This is a genomic window from Streptomyces sp. NPDC056987 (genome assembly GCF_042673865.1).
In the GTDB taxonomy this organism is placed as follows: Bacteria; Actinomycetota; Actinomycetes; order Streptomycetales; family Streptomycetaceae; genus Streptomyces.
In genome coordinates, this window is the sequence record NZ_JBHURV010000006.1 from 225,925 (window position 1) to 243,172 (window position 17,248).

Sequence of the window (17,248 nt, forward strand, 5' to 3'; positions counted from 1 at the left end):
GCGCACCATGAAGATGCTGGGACCCCGGCCTCGGCGTGGGGCCGGTCGCTGCACGGAGGAGCCGGTGATGTCATCGAATTCCGGAGAAAGGCCGAGCGGCGCGGACATCTCGAGGGCCGCCGCGGTGGCCGAGACGCACACCGCGGTCGTGGTGTTCGTCGGACACCACGCCTACAAGGTGAAGAAACCCGTCGACCTCGGCTTCCTCGATTTCCGCAGCCCCCGTGCCCGGCGCGCGGCGTGTGAGCGGGAGGTCACGCTCAACCGGCGCTTCGCCCCCGACGTGTACGACGGAGTCGCCGAGGTCAGCCTGCCGTGGGGCGGCCCGCCAGAGCCGGTGGTGGTGATGCGCAGGATGCCGCCCGAGCGCGGACTCGCGCACCTGGTGGCCGTCGGCGCCCCGGTCGATGACGCGCTGCGGCGGACCGCCCGGGTGCTCGCGGCATGCCACGCCGATTCCCCGCGGAGCGCCGTGATCTCCCACGAGGGAACCCGGGATGCCCTGCTCGCCCGCTGGGAGGCGAGCTTCGAACAGATCCATGCCCTGGACGGGCGGCCTCCCCTGCCGCACATCGGTGAGATAGCGCATCTCGTCCGCCGCTATCTGGCCGGCCGGAAGGACGTCTTCGACACGCGTGTCCGTGAGGAGCGGGTGGTCGACGGCCACGGCGATCTGCAGGCCGAGGACATCTTCTGTCTCGACGACGGTCCCCGTGTCCTGGACTGCCTGGAGTTCGACGACACCCTGCGCTACGTCGACGGTCTCGACGACGCCGCCTTCCTCACCATGGACCTGGAACGGCTGGGGGCGCCCCAGGCCGCCGCGTACTTCCTCGCCCGGTACAGCGAGTACTCGGGTGACCACGCGCCACCCTCCCTGCGCCACCATTACGTCGCCTACCGCGCCTTCGTCCGCGCCAAGGTCTCCCTGTTCAGAGACGTGCAGGGCGTGCCCACCGCACGGTCGGAGGCGGAACGGTTCGCCGACATCACGGTGCGCCACCTGCGGACCTCGGCGGTACGGCTCGTCCTGGTCGGCGGGCTGCCCGCCAGCGGCAAGTCGACCCTGGCCGGCGCGCTCGCCGACAGGCTCGGCCTCACCCTCCTGAGCAGCGACCGGCTGCGCAAGGAACTGGCGGGCCTCCCGCCCGAGCGGCCCGCGCCCGCCGAGTACGAGAGGGGCGTCTACACCCCTGAGTGGACGCGGCGCACCTACGGCGAGCTGATCGACCGTGCCTCGGCACTGCTGTCCGCCGGGGAGTCCGTGGTGCTCGACGCGACCTGGAACGCGGGGGAGTGGCGGAGGGCCGCGGCCGAGGCGGCCCGGCGCCACGGTGCCGATCTTGTCCCGCTGCGCTGCGAGGTCCCGCGTGAGGTCGCCGCGCACCGGCTCGCGGCCCGCCCGCCGGGCCCGTCCGACGCCGGCCCCGATGTGGGCGAGGCCATGGAGGCGGCGGCGGAACCGTGGCCGGAGGCCGTCACGCTGGACACCAGCGGGCGCCTGGACGCCGCGGTCGGGCGGGCGGTCGCGGCGGTACGGCCCGACGGCGCCGAGCGGACGAGCGTCTTCCGGCGGCCGTACATGGCGCCCGACTGAGCGGTCCCCGTCCCGGCCCCGTCACGGCTTCTGGGCCCCTTCGGCCCCCGAAGCACCCCCGTCGGCCCTCGCCGCGTCCGCACCCGCCTTGACAGCGTGGGAAGGGCCACGGGAGACGAGACCGCTCCTCGTACTCCTCGGCGGGCATCGCAAGCGCATCGGACCAGGAGGAGGTCGGCCATGGACGGCAGCACAAGCGACAACAGCATGTTCGGTACGCGAGTACTCGGGCCGGTGGTGGCCGGCACCGACGGATCCGACCCTGCCACCAGGGCGGTGCTCTGGGCCGCCGGCGAGGCGGACTCGCGGAAAGGCCCACTGACCATCGTTCACGCGATCGGCGTCGGACAGGCGCGGTACCTGGCCTCCGACGACACCCACACCGTCCTCGGCAAGGCGCGGGAGGCGCTCGACACCGCGGCGGCGCGGGTGGCGCGTGAGTACGCGGACGTGCCCGTCTCCACCGTGCTGAGCCGTGACGAGCCGGCGGAGAGCCTGCTGGAGGCGGCGGGAGAGGACGGCACCGTGGTGGTGGGCTCCCGGGGGCTGGGCGGGTTCACCGCCCTGCTCATGGGTTCGGTCGGACTGCGGACCGCCGCGCGGGCGAAAGGCCCGGTGATCGTGGTGCGCCACGTCACGGAAGGCACGGGCGGGGTCGTGACGGTCGCGGTCCGGGACGACGGCGACCGGGACGCCCTGACGTTCGCCGCGCGGACCGCGCGGCTGCGCCACGCCTCGCTCCGGGTGGTCAGCGTCTGGTTGTTCCTCCAGAACGTGGGGTCCATGGCGACGATGGTCGACGATCTCAGCGGTATGGCCGAGGCGGAGGGCGAGGCCACGTCGCACATGGTCGAACCGGTCCGGAAGGAGTTCCCGAACCTGGAGGTCGTGGTGGAGACCGTCCGGGCCACCTCGGTCGCCGGAGCCCTGGTCGAGGCGGCCGCCGACGCCGCGGCGGACCTGCTCGTGATGGGCGCCCGCAGGCCCGCACACCGTATCGGCTCCCCGCTGGGGCGGGTCACGCACGCGGTCCTGCACCACGCGCCCTGCCCGGTCGCGGTGGTCCCGCGCGTCTGACGCCGCCGCGTCAGCGGCCCCCGACAGACGTCCGGTGCTTCACCACACGGCACCACACATACCGCCACCACACATGGCGTCACCACACATGGCGTCACCACAGGGACGGATCGGCGGGCCCGGTCAACTGCACGATGTCCTTGGACGCGACATCGTGCAGACGGACCGCGAGGTCCTCCAGCGCGCGGCTCGCCGCCAGTTCGTCGCCGATCTCGGGGATGGAGCGGTCGATCGGATTCCGGCGCGCCACCCCTCTGCCCACCACGTGCGAGGTGTCCGTGCGTGCGGAGTCCTGCGTCACCAGGACCGCACGCGCCCGCGTCTCGTCACCGTCCTCGGTGAGGTAGATCTGCGCGCTCCACTGCTTGGCCTTCATGGTCGCTCCCTTCGTGGGCCCGCGTTCTTCCCGTGGGCTCGGTCTCTTCGGCGCGGTCCCCGCCTCCGGCCGTTCAGCGCCCTTCCGGGATCACCGCGACGGGGCACGGGGCGTGGTGCAGCATCGCGTGATTGACCCGGCCGAGCTGCAACCCGACGACGCCTCGTCGCCGTTGTGCTCCGACGACCAGCAGGTCCGCGCCTTCCGACTCCTCGATGAGCGCCTGGTGCGCCGTGCCCTGGACGAGTTTCCGCCGCACGGTGACCTCCGGGACATCGCGGACGGTGACACCGAGTACCCGGTCCAGGTACTCGTCGGCCTTCTGCCGGTAGGCCCGCGTCTGCTCCCCGTCGACCAGCGGGTACGGCATGTTCTCGTACGGGGGACACCGCCAGACGCGTACCGCGGTCAGTTCGCAATTCCTCGCCCGCGCCTGGCGGAGGGCGAAGCGGGCCGCGGCGGTGGACCCGGTGGTCTCCCCGACGCCGAGCACGACACGGCCATAGGTGGAACGCCTGTTCGGTTCGGCGCCGCGGGTCACGACCACCGGGCAGGACGCCCGGGCGGCGACGGCCAGGCTCACCGATCCCAGGAGCATGCCCGCGATCGGGCCGTGGCCGCGTGGTCCGACGACGAGGAGTGCCGCCTCGGTCCCCTCGTCGAGCAGTGCCGTCACGGGATCGTCCGGCCGCACATCGGTGGAGACCTTTACGTCGGGGGCCTGCCGGTGTGCGCGCTCCTCGGACGCCGCGACGAGATTCTCCGCGAATACCTGTTCGGACGGTCGGTCCTCCGAGAGCCTCGGCCGTATCCCCTCGTAGTGTTCCCACAGCGAGGCGTGCACGAGTCTCAGGGGCTGACCGGAGCGCTCGGCCTCGGCCGCCGCCCAGTCGACCGCCTGAAGGCTGCCCTCCGATCCGTCCACTCCCACTACCACGGGAAGCTCCATCCCTCCCACCGCCTTTCCTTCGAGTTCGTCCGATGACCGGTGGTCAGTCCTCGATCTCCAGTACGTGCCGCACGGGACGGCGGGGCGTCCTCGGTCCCGCCGGTCCGTAGCCCAGCCTGATCACCATCTGGACGTGTCCCGCCCCCGAGTCCGGGTCACGCAGCACCCAGCGCAGGTCGGGCCATTCGAGCGCCTGGGTGGCGAAGGAACTCCTCAGACCGTGGAGCGTGGCGATGAGCAGGACCCGTTCCAGCGCCTGCCCCGCGCGCAGCCAGTCGGCCGGTGCGTCCCGCAGGGTGCGCAGCAGGGCCAGTTGGGGCCGGTCCTCGAAGTCGGCCAGGCCACGCCCGTGGGCCGGGGTGCGGCCGGCGAAGTCCCGGACGGGAGCCGATCCGCCCCGCTTGAGCGGCCCGAAGGCGTACTCCGGTATGCCGTCCATGGGCGCGTCCGTGGTGGTGTCCCGCGTCCACCGTTCGGTCTCCGCCTCCCGGCAGGCGTCCATGTGGCCGTATCCCTCGGCGTCCCGGATCAGGTCGAGCACGCTCCGGAGCTGGGACCCGGCCGGGAAGACCAGATCCGCGCCCTCGTGGCGTGCCGCCTCGGTGAGCGCGCGCCGGACCTCCGCCGGGACGCGCCGGCCGGTGAAGGGATACCGGCTTGTGTGACGCTCGTGGATCGCCGGGTGGAGCACGGCGACCCCGTCGCGGGCGCCGTCGGCGCCGCCGGGGTCGTCGAGCCGTACGGTCGCCAGCAGCCCGGGGACCGCGGGGTCGGGAAGCAGCCGGGTGACCGGCCGCAGACGGGCGTGGACGGCGGCGACCCGCAGGTTGAACAGGGCCGCACCACAGCCGATGTGCAGCCCGCGGGTGGTGGGATCGGCGTGCGGAAGGGCGCGGGTCAGGTCCGCGTAGAGGCTGAAGGTCCGGCTGCCGCGGGCGTAGTGGAACCGCCAGGGCTGCGCGTTGTGCATGGACGGTGCGGCGGTCGCGTCACGGACGAGGTGGCTCACGGCCACCTTGCCCGGAGTGTGTACGGACACCAGGTCCTCCCGGTCGTGTCGTGTGCTCCGTTTCCAGAGTCCGACGGGGTGGACCACTCGCGGCAGGGGCCGGTAGGCCCTGACCCGTGCCTCATGGCCCCATTCGGACTACGGCCCGGGGCTTCACGGTCATGCCGAAGGGGCCGGGTGGCACCTGCCGTGGACCGGCCGCGGGAGCCCACGCTGGGGTCGTGGTCTCGGCCCGGGGCCATGGGCGACGAGAGGGAGCCTTGACATGGATCACCGCAGGATCAGTGAACTCATGACCCATGATGTCGTGAGCGTGCGGGTCGATACACCGTTCAAGGAAATTGCCCGGACGCTCATGGAGCACGACGTGAGCGCCGTACCCGTCCTCGACGGCACGGGCCGGCCGGCCGGGATCGTGTCGGAAGCGGATCTGCTGCGCAAGGCGGCAGACCGTTCGGACCTGTCGGGCAGGACACCGCTGCCGCACCTTGAGGCGTGGGAACGGGCCCGGGCCGAGGGCCGCGACGCCGGAGAGATCATGTCCGCCCCCGCGGTGTGCGCGCACCCGGAGTGGACGGTCGTGGAGGCCGCGCGGCTCATGGCCGTGCAGAACGTCAAACGGCTGCCGGTGGTCGACGAGGCGGACAGGCTGCTCGGCATCGTCAGCCGGGCGGACCTGCTCCGGGTCTTCCTGCGGCGTGACCCGGCGATCCGTGAGGAGATCACCCACGACGTGCTGGGCACGACGCTGGGCCTCGCGCCGTCGGACGTCACCGTCGAGGTCACCGAGGGGCAGGTCTTCCTGCGCGGCACGGTGGACGACAGCGGGATGATCCCCGTACTCGTACGGCTGTGCGGCAGCGTGGACGGCGTCGTCTCGGTCTCCGAGCGGCTCACCTGCCGGGCGGATCGCACCGGGCGTGACGTCCGGGCCGGAAGCGGAGCCGCGCCGTGACGGACGATGCCGTTCCTGCGGGTGGTGCGGATGGAAGCCCGGCCCGCGAGGCGGCAATTCAGGAGAGAACCAGAAGGAGGCAGACATGAGCGGGAAGATCGAACGCCGGATGGGCTGGCCCTCCGGGCTGCCCGACCTGCTGGGATGGGCCGAGGAAGGCGCCCCCTGGCTTCACCAGGTACCGGGACTCCACAGCATCCGTATCGAGGAATCCCTCACGGACGGCACATACGCCCTCCGCGCGGAGCTGCCGGGAATCGACCCGGCCAAGGACCTCGAACTCACCGTGGCGGAGGGCATTCTGACCCTGCGGGCCGAACGCAGTTCGGAGTCCGAGGAGAAGAACCGCACGGAATTCCACTACGGCACCTTCATGCGGTCCGTGCGGCTGCCGCCCGGCGCCCGGGGCGAGGAGGCCACAGCCGCGTACAAGGACGGTGTACTCACCGTCTCCGTTCCGGTCCCCGGCGCGGAGACCGCGACCCGGACCATCCCGGTTCAGCACGACTGAACACCCGGGCCACGCTTCGTGGCCGTGAGGAGGTGACGACATGAAGGCACTGGTCTTCCACGGGCCCGGACAGTCCTCCTGGGACGAAGTTCCGGATCCCGGCGTCAAGGACGCGGCGGACGCGATCGTACGGATCGACGCCGTCACGATCTGCGGCACCGACCTCCACATCCTCAAAGGGGATGTACCGGACGTCGAGCCGGGAACAGTCCTCGGCCACGAGGCCGTCGGTGAGGTCGTGGAGACCGGCGGCGAGGTGCGGTCCGTACGGCCCGGGGACCGGATCCTGATCTCGTGTATCTGCGGGTGCGGCCGCTGCCGTTACTGCCGGGAGTCCTGGTACGGCCAGTGCCTGGGCGGCGGTGGCTGGGTGCTGGGGCATCGGATCGACGGGACCCAGGCCGAGTACGCGCGCGTTCCCTTCGCCGACTTCTCCGTCCACCCGCTGCAGCCCGCTCTCGGCAGCGACGCCGCGGTCCTGTTCGCGGACATCTTCCCGACCGCCTACGAGGTGGGGGTCCTGAACGGGCGAGTCCGGCCGGGCGACACCGTGGTCGTGGTGGGCGCGGGCCCGGTCGGACTCGCCGCGATCGCCACCTCGGGGCTGTTCGGCCCCGGCCGGGTCATCGCCGTCGACCCGGACCGGTCCCGGCTGGCGGCGGCACGCGGGCTCGGGGCGGACGCGGTGGTCAGTTCGGAGGAGGATCCCGCGCGGCTGGTCGCCGACCTGACCGACGGGCAGGGGGCGGACGTGGCCATCGAGGCCGTGGGCGTGCCGGAGAGCTTCGAGCTGTGCACCCGGGTGGTGCGTCCCGGCGGCCATGTCGCCAATGTCGGGGTGCACGGCAAACCGGCCCCGCTCCACCTGGAGGAGCTGTGGATCAAGGATGTGACGATCACGACCGGGCTGGTCGACACCCACTCGACGCCGATGCTGCTCCGGTTGGCGACAGCGGGCCGGCTGCCCACGTCGGCACTGGTCACGCACCGCTTCGGCCTCGACGCGATGGAAGAGGCGTACGGAGTCTTCTCGGAAGCCGCGGCCAACGAGGCCCTGAAGGTGGTCCTGGAACGGTCCGCGGGCTGAGCTGATCCGTGTGATCCGCTCACGTACGGTCATGGGGGCGGGGCGCCGAGATGCCCGGCCGCCGTGGACCGTTACCGTGGACACGTGGAGCACTGCGCTCCGCTCGGCTGGGGCCGACGGAGGACACGGTGACCGAGGACGGCGGCAAGCGGGGGGACGGCGCGCCTCCCGGGCTGGACGTGCTGCCCCGGGAGCTGCGGGCGCATCTGGCCGCAGTGGAGCGTGGAACCGGGGAGACCATGCGGAGCCTCCTCGAAGCCGTCCTCGCGGTCGGCCGGGAGCTGGAACTCCCCCAGGTGCTGCGGCACATCGTCGAGGCGGCCACGGTGCTCGTGGACGCCGAGTACGGAGCCCTGGGCGTCATCGGCGAGGACTCCACCCGCCTCTCGCAGTTCCTCACCACCGGCGTGAGCGAGGAGCAGATACGGGCCATCGGCCCCCTCCCCTCCGGTCACGGAATCCTCGGCGAACTGATCCGGCACCCCGAGCCCTTGCGCCTGCCGGAGCTGTCCGAACACCCGGCCTCGTACGGATTCCCGCCGAACCACCCGCCGATGCACTCGTTCCTGGGGGTGCCGATCAAGGTGGGCGACAAGGTGTTCGGCAACCTGTATCTCACCGGGAAGCGGGGCGGCAAGGCGTTCGACGGTGAGGACGAGACCGTCCTCCTGACCCTGGCCATGGCCGCGGGGGAGGCCATCGAGAACGCGCGGCTGTACGAGATGTCGCGCGACCGGCAGCGCCGGCTGGAGGCGAACGCGGAGATCGTCGCCGCCCTGTTGTCGGGGCAGGGCGAGGAGGAGGTGCTGCGCCTGATCGTGGGTCACGCGCGCCGGATCCTCTCCGCCGATCTGGGCGCGCTGGCCCTGCCGGCCGGAGACGGGAGCCTGCGGGTGGCGTGCGCCACCGGAGTCGACGCGGACATCCACGACGGGCTGGTCCTCCCCCGCGAGGGTTCCCTCGTCGGCGCGTCGTTCCGGTCCGGAAAACCGCTCATCAGCGTGGACGTACGGCACGATCCGCGCATCACCGCGGGCCCGCCGCGCTGGCGCGGTCTGCGGTACGCCGTCGCCGTACCCCTGGCCGCCGGCGACACGGTGCACGGTGTCCTGCTCCTGGCACGGAGCGCCGCAAGGGAACCCTTCACCGAGGCCGGTACGGATCCGCTGCTGGCCTTCGCCGGGCAGGCGGCGCTCGCCATGGAACTGGCCGAGCGGCGCCATGACGCCGAACAGATCGCCCTGCTGGAGGACCGCGACCGGATCGCCCGTGACCTGCACGACCTGGCCATCCAGCGGCTGTTCGCGACAGGCATGACCCTGCAGAGCTCCCTCCGGTTCGTGGATCATCCGCAGGCACGTGAACGGCTGCTGCGCGCCGTGGACGATCTCGACGAGACGATCAAGATCATCCGTTCGACGATCTTCGGACTGCGGTCCCGCGGGACAGGGCGCGCCCGCCAGGGGCTGCGGGCCCGGGTCACCACCGCTGTGGAGGAGGCCGCGCGCGCCCTCGGCTTCACCCCCGCGGTCCGGATGGAGGGCCTGATCGACACCGATGTACCGGTGGCGACCGGGGACCATGTCGTGGCCGTCCTGGGCGAGGCGCTGAGCAATGTCGGGCGCCACGCCCACGCCGACGCCGCCGAGGTCTCCCTCGTGGTCCGTGACGGCCTGCTGACCCTGACCGTCTCCGACAACGGCACGGGTATCGCGCCGGACGGCCGCCGCAGCGGGCTCGACAACCTCGCCCGGCGGGCGGAGGGCCTCGGTGGCGGGCTGACGGTCGGAACACCGCGGCAGGGGGGCACCCGGCTCGTCTGGACGGTGCCGCTCCGCCACACGTGAGCCGGTGTCCCGGTCCTTCGCCCTCGGGTCAGCGGTGTCCGTGCCCGCCCGTGACGGGGCGCGCGGCGGACTGGGTGGCGAGAACGGCGGCCTGGACGCGCCGCGAGACGCCCAGCTTGGCGAGCAGACGCGAGATGTGGTTCTTGACGGTCTTCTCCGACAGGTACAGGCGCCTGCCGATCTCCTGATTGGTCAGCCCCTCACCGATCAGGACGAGGATCTCCCGCTCCCGTGGCGAGAGCTGCGACAGCGCGTCCTCCTCCGCACCGGCGGCGTCCTCCTCGCCACGCAGGCTGCTCATCAGCCGGGTCGTGGTCGCGGGGTCGAGCATGGACTGACCGGAGGCGACGGTCCGTACGGCCGCGACGAGGTCCGCCCCCTTGATGTCCTTGAGCACGTAGCCGGCGGCCCCGGCCATGATCGCGTCCAGCAGCGCGTCGTCGTCGTCGAACGAGGTCAGCATCAGGCAGGCGAGTTCCGGCATCCGCGAACGCAGCTCCCGGCAGACCGTGATCCCGTCCCCGTCCGGCAGCCGTACATCGAGCACGGCCACGTCCGGCCGCAGGGCGGGCCCCCGGGCGAGCGCGTGGTCGACCGTGCCCGCGTCGCCCACCACATCGAGGTCCGGCTCCGCGTCGAGCAGGTCCCGCAGGCCCCGCCGGACGACCTCGTGGTCGTCGAGCAGAAAGACCCGGATCGGGCTCTGCGGTGAGAACCGCCGTACCTCGCTCATGCTCGCTCCTCCGACGCGCTCGCGCACCAGGCTTCCGTACGCCTGCACCAGGCTTCCGTACGCCTTCCATCGCTTCCATCGTGGCCCCGGCCCGCCGGGCGGGCCAGGGCCGAACGGGCCCTGGGCGCCCCGCATAGGGCGGGTCACCCGGACTGACCTCCGTGGCGGCCTCCCGCGGCCGTTCGCGCCCGCCGGGGGACAGCGCGCCGAACAGGTTTCCCGACCCGGTCAGCGTCGTCGTAGCTCATCCGGAAGCCCGAGGGCGCCGACCGGGCCGGTCAGCTCGTTCACCACGGCGACCACCCCGGCGACGCGGGCCGTCATCCCCGCCGCGACGGACACGTCCGCCGCACGCCCCAGGCGGCCACGCAGGGTCACCACGCCGTCGACGACCGAGACCGTGAGCGGCGCCGGATCCAGCCACAGGGCACGGACCACGACCTCGTCGAGGATCTCGTCGCGGAGGTCGGAATCGGGGCGGACGAACACCCGCAGCAGATCACGCCGGGTGATGATGCCGACGATCCGGGCCTCCTCGTCCACCACCGGCAGCCGGCCGACGTCACGGTCGGCCATGGTGCGACCGGTCAGCGCGACGGAGTCGACCGCGCGGACCGTGACCGCCGGAACCGACATCAGTTCCCCGGCGGTGGGGCCGGTAGTGCCCGGCCGGCCGGAGAGCCCCCGCCCGCCCCCGCGCCGCGTCAGATCGGAACGGGTGACGACACCGAGCACCTTGTCGTCGTCGTCCACGACCGGCACACCGCCGATGCCGCGCTCCGCGAGCACCCGGGCCACGTCCGCGACCGGCGTGGCGGGGCCCGCGCGGACGGCGTCCGAGGTCATCAGGTCACCGGCCCTGCGAAAGCGCATCCCGTGCCCTTCAGCCGATCGCGGAAGATACCGACTCCCAGCCTCCGCCCCCGCGCAGGCGGCCCGCTGGGGCCGACCGGGGCGTCGTGCGGACCGTTCGGCCCTCCGGCGGGGACCCGCCGGCACGACCGCGCCCGGGAATGCGCGGGGGGAACGCGGAGCCGACACTGGAACGGACCGGCCGCAACGTGTTGTGCGACGTCCCGCGGCGCGGAGGAAGGCGGAGACCATGAGGGTGGGCGTGCTGACCGGCGGCGGTGACTGTCCCGGCCTCAACGCGGTGATCCGCAGCGTTGTCCGCAAGGGAGTCGAGGAGTACGCCTTCGATTTCGTGGGCCTGCGCGACGGCTGGCTCGGTGCGCTCCGCAACGACGTCCTGCCGCTGGACGTCTCCACCGTACGGGGGATCCTGCCCCGCGGCGGAACCATCCTCGGTTCGTCCCGTACCAACCCGTTCCACCACGAGGACGCGGTGCGGCGGATCCAGGACACGCTCGCCGAGCACGACGTCGACGCCCTCGTCGTGATCGGTGGCGAGGACACGCTCGGCGTGGCGGCCGAGCTGAGCCGTCACGGGATCCGGCTGGTCGGCGTGCCGAAGACGATCGACAACGACGTGCCCGGCACCGACTACACCTTCGGTTTCGACACGGCCGTGGGCATCGCCACCGAGGCCATCGACCGCCTCCACACCACCGCCGAGTCGCACCGGCGCACCCTGGTGGTGGAGGTGATGGGGCGGCACGCCGGGTGGATCGCCCTGCACGCCGGAGTCGCGGGCGGCGCCAACGTGATCCTCATCCCCGAGCGGCCGTTCGACATCGATCAGGTCTGTTCCTGGGTGAAGAGCCGGTTCGAGTTCAACTACGCGCCGATCGTCGTCGCGGCCGAGGGCGCCGCGCCCCGGGAGGGCCGGATGATCCTCAAGGACCGTTCGCTGGACGAGTACGGCCATGTGCGGCTCTCCGGTGTCGGCGAGTGGCTGGCCCAGGAGATCTCGCGGCGGACCGGCACGGACGCCCGTACGACGGTGCTCGGCTACACCCAGCGCGGTGGGACCCCGAGCGCCTTCGACCGGTGGCTGGCCACCCGCTTCGGGCTGCACGCCGTCGACGCGGTCAAGGACGGCGACTTCGGCACGATGGTCGCCCTGCGCGGCACCGACGTCGTCCGTGTCCCGCTGCCCGAGGCCGGGACGAGGACCAAGGTGGTGGATCCGTCGCTGTACGACGAGTTCGGGGTGTTCTTCGGGTGACACCGGACTCGGCCCGGTGGTCGCCGAGAGGAGTGCCGACCGTGCGAGCCTGGACCTGGACGTACGAGGGCTACGACCCCCGATCGGAACGGCTGCGCGAGACCCTGTGCACGCTGGGAAACGGCTACTTCGCCACGCGCGGCGCCGCGTCCGAGTCGCCCGCGGGTCCCGCGCACTACCCGGGTACGTACGTGGCCGGCTGCTACGACCGGCTGGAGTCCACGGTGGCGGGACACCGGACCGGGAACGAGGACCTGGTCAATCTGCCCAACTGGCTTCCCCTGCGCTACCGGGTACGTCCCCGAGGGGCGGATCCGGGGCCCTGGCTGTCCCAGGACAGCGGCCTGCTCGTGGCGGACCTGCGGACGCTGGACCTGCGGCACGGCACGCTCACCCGGACGTCGCGGTACGCGCTCCCCGGAGGCCCGGGGCGGCTGAACGTGGAACAGTGCCGGCTCGTCCACATGGGAGAGCCCCATCTGGCGGCCCAGCGCACCTCGTTCACCGCCGACGGGTGGTCCGGGGAGGTGGAGGTGGAATCCGGGCTGGACGGAGATGTGCGCAACGCAGGGGTCGAGCGCTACCGCGGGCTGGCGGACCGGCACCTGACCCACTGGCTCACCGGAGCCGAGGAGGACGACACGGTGTGGCTGCGCTGCCGTACGGTGAACTCCGACATCCGGATCGCGTCGGCCTCGCGCATCCGGGCCGCCGGTCTCCCCGCGATCGCTTCCCGGCCCCGGCTCACCGCGCGCGGGGCGTTCCGGACGCTGACGGTCCCGGTCGAGGCCGGGGGGACCGTCCGGGTGGACCAGACGGTCGCCCTGTACACCTCGGGCACCCCGGCCATCGGCAGCCCCCGGCAGGCCGCCGTGGCGGCGGTGCGCGAGGCGCCCGGCTTCCCCGAACTGCTGGTCTCGCACCACGACGCCTGGGAACGGTTGTGGCGCCGGGCGGAGCTGGAGGTGCCGGGGGAGGCGGGCCGGATCCTGCGGCTGCACCTGTTCCACGTGCTCCAGACCCTCTCCCCGCACACGGCCGAGCTGGACGTCGGCGTCCCCGCCAGGGGGCTGCACGGCGAGGCGTACCGGGGCCATGTCTTCTGGGACGAACTGTTCGTCCTGCCGTACCTCAACCTGCACTTCCCCGAGGTCTCCCGCGCCCTGGTCGGGTACCGTCACAGGCGGCTGCCCGCCGCCTGTCACGCGGCGCGTGAGGCCGGCCGGAACGGGGCGATGTTTCCGTGGCAGAGCGGCAGCGACGGCCGTGAGGAGACCCAGGAGCTGCACCTCAATCCGCGCTCGGGGCGGTGGCTGCCCGACCACTCACGGCTCCAGCACCACGTCGGCTCCGCCGTCGCCTACAACGTGTGGCAGTACTGGCAGGCCACCGGTGACACCGCCTTCCTCCAGGACGAGGGCGCGGAGACGCTGCTCCAGGTCGCCCGTTTCTGGGCGGACAGCGCGGTCTGGGACCCCTCGCTCGCCCGGTACCGTATCCACGGCGTTGTCGGCCCTGACGAGTACCACGACGGTTACCCGGGAGCCGCCACGCCGGGACTGGACGACAACACCTATACGAACGTCACCGCCTCATGGGTGCTGATGAGGGCGCGCGAGGTGTTGCGCGCGCTCCCCGCCTCCCGGCGGAGCGAGCTGTACGAGCGGCTCGGGCTCGCCGCCGACGATCCGGAGCGCTGGGCGGACATCGCCCACCGGCTCCATGTGCCGTACCACCGCGGGGTCGTCAGCCAGTTCGCCGGCTACGGGGAACTGGCGGAGCTGGACTGGGCGGCATACCGCGAGCGGTACGGCGACATCCGCAGGCTGGACCGGATCCTGGAGGCCGAGGGCGACACGGTCAACCGCTACCAGGCGTCCAAGCAGGCCGATGTGCTGATGCTGGGTTACCTCTTCCCGCCCCGGGAACTCGGCGGCCTGTTCCGGCAGCTCGGCCACCGCCTCGACGACGACCTGTGGCGGACCACCGTCGACTACTACCTGCGCCGCACCAGCCACGGCTCCACTCTCAGCGCGCTGGTCCACGCGTGGGTACTGGCCCGGGTCCGCCACGACGAGGCATGGACGTACATGGAGGAGGCCCTGACCGGCGACGTGGCGGACGTCCAGGGCGGGACCACTCCGGAAGGCGTCCACCTCGGCGCGATGGCCGGCACCGTGGATCTCGTGCAGCGCGGCCTGACCGGTCTGGAGGCCGGCGCCGACGCGCTGCGGCTGGACCCCTCGCCGCTGCCGCAGCTGTCGAAGTTCGGGTTCCGTATCCGCTACCGGGGCCACTGGGACGTGGACCTGAGGTTCCGGGCGGGGCGGGTGCGCGTCGCGGTCGCCGACTCCGACGAGGATCCCGTAACCGTGCTGATCCGCGGCCGGACGGCCACCGTCGCCCCCGGCACGGCCCGCTGGCTCGATCCGGGCGGGTGACCCGCTCTGGTGCGGATCCCGGTGCGGTTCACCTGAGATCGCGGCGCGGTTCACCAGAGCACGTGAAGCCGTCCGGGTACGCGCTCGATGTCGCCACGCCCGTTCCGGGGCCGGGCGCCGAAAGGGGACCACCGAAGTGATCCCCCGAGGTGGGAACGTCCGGGCCGGCCGGATGCCGGCCGGCCCGGACGCCGTGGGTCAGACCAGGTCGAACCGGTCGAGGTTCATGACCTTGGTCCACGCCGCGACGAAGTCCTTCACGAACTTCTCCTTCGCGTCGTCGCTCGCGTAGACCTCCGCGAGCGCCCGCAGTTCGGAGTTGGAACCGAACACGAGGTCGGCGCGGCTGCCGGTCCACTTGACCTCGCCCGTGGCACCGTCACGGCCCTCGAACGTGTTCGCGTCCGCGGACGTCGCCGTCCATGTGATGCCCAGGTCGAGCAGGTTGGCGAAGAAGTCGTTCGTCAGGGACCCGGGGGTCGCGGTGAGGACACCGAGCGACGACTGCTGGTGGTTCGCGCCCAGGACGCGGAGACCACCGACGAGGACCGTCATCTCGGGGGCGCTCAGGGTGAGCAGGTTCGCCCGGTCGATCAGCAGGTACTCGGCCGGCAGGCGGTTGCCCTTGCCGAGGTAGTTGCGGAAACCGTCGGCGGCCGGTTCGAGCGCGGCGAACGACTCCACGTCCGTCTGCTCCTGCGACGCGTCCACGCGGCCCGGCGTGAAGGGGACCTCGATGTCGACGCCGGCGTCCTTAGCGGCCTTCTCGACGGCCGCGCCGCCGGCGAGGACGATCAGGTCGGCGAGCGAGACCCGCTTGCCGCCGGTCTGGGCGGTGTTGAAGGACTCCTGGATCCCCTCCAGGGCGCGCAGCGTCGCCGCCAGCCGGTCGGGCTCGTTGACCTCCCAGCCGCTCTGGGGCTCCAGGCGGACGCGCGCACCGTTGGCGCCGCCGCGCTTGTCGCTGCCGCGGAAGGACGAGGCGGCCGCCCACGACGTGGACACCAGCTCGGACACCGACAGGTCCTGGCCGAGGATCTGCGCCTTGAGGGCGGCGATGTCCTCGGCGCCGACGGGCTCGTGCGCCACCGCGGGCAGCGGGTCCTGCCACACGAGCTCCTCGGCCGGGATCTCCGGGCCGAGGTAGCGCGCGATCGGGCCCATGTCGCGGTGGGTCAGCTTGAACCAGGCGCGGGCGAAGGCGTCAGCGAACGCGTCGGGGTCCTGGAGGAAGCGCCGCGAGATCTGCTCGTACGCCGGGTCGAACCGGAGCGAGAGGTCGGTCGTGAGCATCGTCGGGGCGTGCGTCTTCGACGCGTCGTGGGCGTCGGGGACCGTGCCCGCCCCGGTGCCGTCCTTCGGCCGCCACTGGTTGGCGCCCGCCGGGCTCTGGAACAGCTCCCACTCGTAGCCGAACAGGATCTCGAAGAAGCTGTTGTCCCACGTGATCGGGGTGTTGGTCCAGATGCCCTCCAGACCACTGGTGATCGTGTCGCCACCCTTGCCGGTGCCGAACGAGTTCTTCCAGCCGAGGCCCTGCTCCTCGATCGAGGCGCCCTCGGGGTTGGCGCCGACGTGGTCCGCCGGGCCCGCGCCGTGGGTCTTGCCGAAGGTGTGACCGCCCGCGATCAGGGCGACCGTCTCCTCGTCGTTCATCGCCATCCGGCGGAAGGTCTCACGGATGTCGCGGGCCGCGGCGATCGGGTCCGGGTTGCCATTCGGGCCCTCGGGGTTGACGTAGATGAGGCCCATCTGCACCGCGCCGAGCGGGCTCTCCAGCTCGCGGTCGCCGGTGTAGCGCTCGTCGTCGAGCCAGGTGGTCTCGGGGCCCCAGTACACGTCCTCGTCGGGCTCCCACACGTCCGCGCGGCCACCGGCGAAGCCGAAGGTCTTGAAGCCCATCGTCTCCAGGGCGACATTGCCGGCGAGGATCATGAGGTCGGCCCAGGAGAGCGCCTGGCCGTACTTCTTCTTGACCGGCCACAGGAGACGGCGGGCCTTGTCGAGGTTGCCGTTGTCCGGCCAGCTGTTGAGCGGGGCGAAACGCTGCTGCCCGGCGCCCGCGCCGCCGCGGCCGTCGCTGATCCGGTAGGTGCCCGCGCTGTGCCACGCCATACGGATCATGAACGGTCCGTAGTGCCCGAAGTCGGCCGGCCACCAGTCCTGCGAGTCCGTCATCACCGCCGCGATGTCCTGCTTCACGGCCGGGAGGTCGAGGGTCTTGAACGCCTCGGCGTAGTCGAACTCCTCACCGAGGGGGTTGGCCACGGCGGGGTTCTTGGCAAGGATCTTCAGGTTGAGCCGCTCCGGCCACCACTGGCGGTTGCCGCCACCCTGCGTCGGGTGCGGGGCGCGTCCGTGCACGACCGGGCAACCGCCTCCGCCCTCAGCCTTCGCTTCTACGACGATTTCATCATGGTTCTCAGACATCGGAATCCTTCCGGACCAGGTCGATCATGGTGCTCAGGAACACTGGGGCGGTGGCACAGCCGGGGCCCGTCGGATGCGGGGAAGGCCTGGTCGTGAGGGCCTCCCGCG

Annotated in this window: 14 protein-coding genes; 8 read left to right on the forward strand and 6 right to left on the reverse strand. The window is 72.1% G+C overall.

The genetic code is table 11. The features are described 5' to 3' along the window. Positions 1-124 precede the first annotated feature (124 nt). Together ACFTZC_RS10035 and ACFTZC_RS10040 are read left to right on the forward strand one after the other, a co-directional pair. Entirely contained in the window at positions 125-1,597 is a 1,473-nt protein-coding gene (locus tag ACFTZC_RS10035) for an AAA family ATPase (RefSeq protein ID WP_382888292.1), read from the forward strand. A 180-nt stretch (positions 1,598-1,777) separates the two neighbouring features. Further along, complete coding sequence (locus ACFTZC_RS10040; protein WP_382888293.1) at positions 1,778-2,674, forward strand: universal stress protein; 897 nt, start codon at positions 1,778-1,780, stop codon at positions 2,672-2,674. 94 nt (positions 2,675-2,768) lie between these two features. Here the strand turns inward: ACFTZC_RS10040 and ACFTZC_RS10045 are convergent, their stop codons facing one another. From ACFTZC_RS10045 to ACFTZC_RS10055, 3 genes are all read right to left on the reverse strand, one after another. Next, complete coding sequence (locus tag ACFTZC_RS10045; protein WP_382888294.1) at positions 2,769-3,050, reverse strand: DUF1876 domain-containing protein; 282 nt, start codon at positions 3,048-3,050, stop codon at positions 2,769-2,771. A gap of 73 nt (positions 3,051-3,123) precedes the next feature. Then, the gene (locus tag ACFTZC_RS10050; RefSeq protein ID WP_382888295.1) at positions 3,124-3,999 is read right to left on the reverse strand and encodes a universal stress protein; all 876 of its coding nucleotides are present in this window, start codon (positions 3,997-3,999) and stop codon (positions 3,124-3,126) included. 43 nt (positions 4,000-4,042) lie between these two features. Further along, the gene (locus ACFTZC_RS10055) at positions 4,043-5,038 is read right to left on the reverse strand and encodes an Acg family FMN-binding oxidoreductase (RefSeq protein ID WP_382888296.1); all 996 of its coding nucleotides are present in this window, start codon (positions 5,036-5,038) and stop codon (positions 4,043-4,045) included. A gap of 235 nt (positions 5,039-5,273) precedes the next feature. Between ACFTZC_RS10055 and ACFTZC_RS10060 the strand changes: the two genes are divergently transcribed. From ACFTZC_RS10060 to ACFTZC_RS10075, 4 genes are all read left to right on the forward strand, one after another. Beyond that, on the forward strand, positions 5,274-5,963 hold the full coding sequence (locus ACFTZC_RS10060) for a CBS domain-containing protein (RefSeq protein WP_382888297.1): 690 nt from the start codon (positions 5,274-5,276) through the stop codon (positions 5,961-5,963). Positions 5,964-6,048: 85 nt separating this feature from the next. After that, positions 6,049-6,474: an Hsp20/alpha crystallin family protein gene (locus ACFTZC_RS10065; RefSeq protein ID WP_382888298.1), complete on the forward strand. Its 426-nt coding sequence runs from the start codon at positions 6,049-6,051 to the stop codon at positions 6,472-6,474. Positions 6,475-6,514: 40 nt separating this feature from the next. Beyond that, positions 6,515-7,561: an alcohol dehydrogenase catalytic domain-containing protein gene (locus ACFTZC_RS10070; protein ID WP_382888299.1), complete on the forward strand. Its 1,047-nt coding sequence runs from the start codon at positions 6,515-6,517 to the stop codon at positions 7,559-7,561. 128 nt (positions 7,562-7,689) lie between these two features. After that, a complete protein-coding gene (locus tag ACFTZC_RS10075; protein ID WP_382888300.1) occupies positions 7,690-9,408 on the forward strand; it encodes a GAF domain-containing protein in 1,719 nt (572 codons plus the stop codon). Positions 9,409-9,436: 28 nt separating this feature from the next. On the opposite strand, the gene ACFTZC_RS10080 is transcribed toward ACFTZC_RS10075, so the two are convergent. Together ACFTZC_RS10080 and ACFTZC_RS10085 are read right to left on the reverse strand one after the other, a co-directional pair. Further along, entirely contained in the window at positions 9,437-10,141 is a 705-nt protein-coding gene (locus tag ACFTZC_RS10080) for a response regulator (RefSeq protein ID WP_382888301.1), read from the reverse strand. A 228-nt stretch (positions 10,142-10,369) separates the two neighbouring features. After that, positions 10,370-11,014 carry a CBS domain-containing protein gene (locus ACFTZC_RS10085; RefSeq protein ID WP_382888302.1) on the reverse strand — a complete coding sequence of 215 codons (645 nt, stop codon included), beginning with the start codon at positions 11,012-11,014 and terminating at the stop codon, positions 10,370-10,372. A gap of 229 nt (positions 11,015-11,243) precedes the next feature. On the opposite strand from ACFTZC_RS10085, the gene ACFTZC_RS10090 reads away from it, so the two are divergent. Together ACFTZC_RS10090 and ACFTZC_RS10095 are read left to right on the forward strand one after the other, a co-directional pair. Beyond that, on the forward strand, positions 11,244-12,269 hold the full coding sequence (locus tag ACFTZC_RS10090) for a 6-phosphofructokinase (protein ID WP_382888303.1): 1,026 nt from the start codon (positions 11,244-11,246) through the stop codon (positions 12,267-12,269). A 41-nt stretch (positions 12,270-12,310) separates the two neighbouring features. Beyond that, positions 12,311-14,710: a glycoside hydrolase family 65 protein gene (locus tag ACFTZC_RS10095; protein WP_382888304.1), complete on the forward strand. Its 2,400-nt coding sequence runs from the start codon at positions 12,311-12,313 to the stop codon at positions 14,708-14,710. Positions 14,711-14,908: 198 nt separating this feature from the next. On the opposite strand, the gene katG is transcribed toward ACFTZC_RS10095, so the two are convergent. Next, positions 14,909-17,140 carry a catalase/peroxidase HPI gene (gene katG, locus ACFTZC_RS10100; protein WP_382888305.1) on the reverse strand — a complete coding sequence of 744 codons (2,232 nt, stop codon included), beginning with the start codon at positions 17,138-17,140 and terminating at the stop codon, positions 14,909-14,911. Between the last annotated feature and the right edge of the window lie 108 nt (positions 17,141-17,248).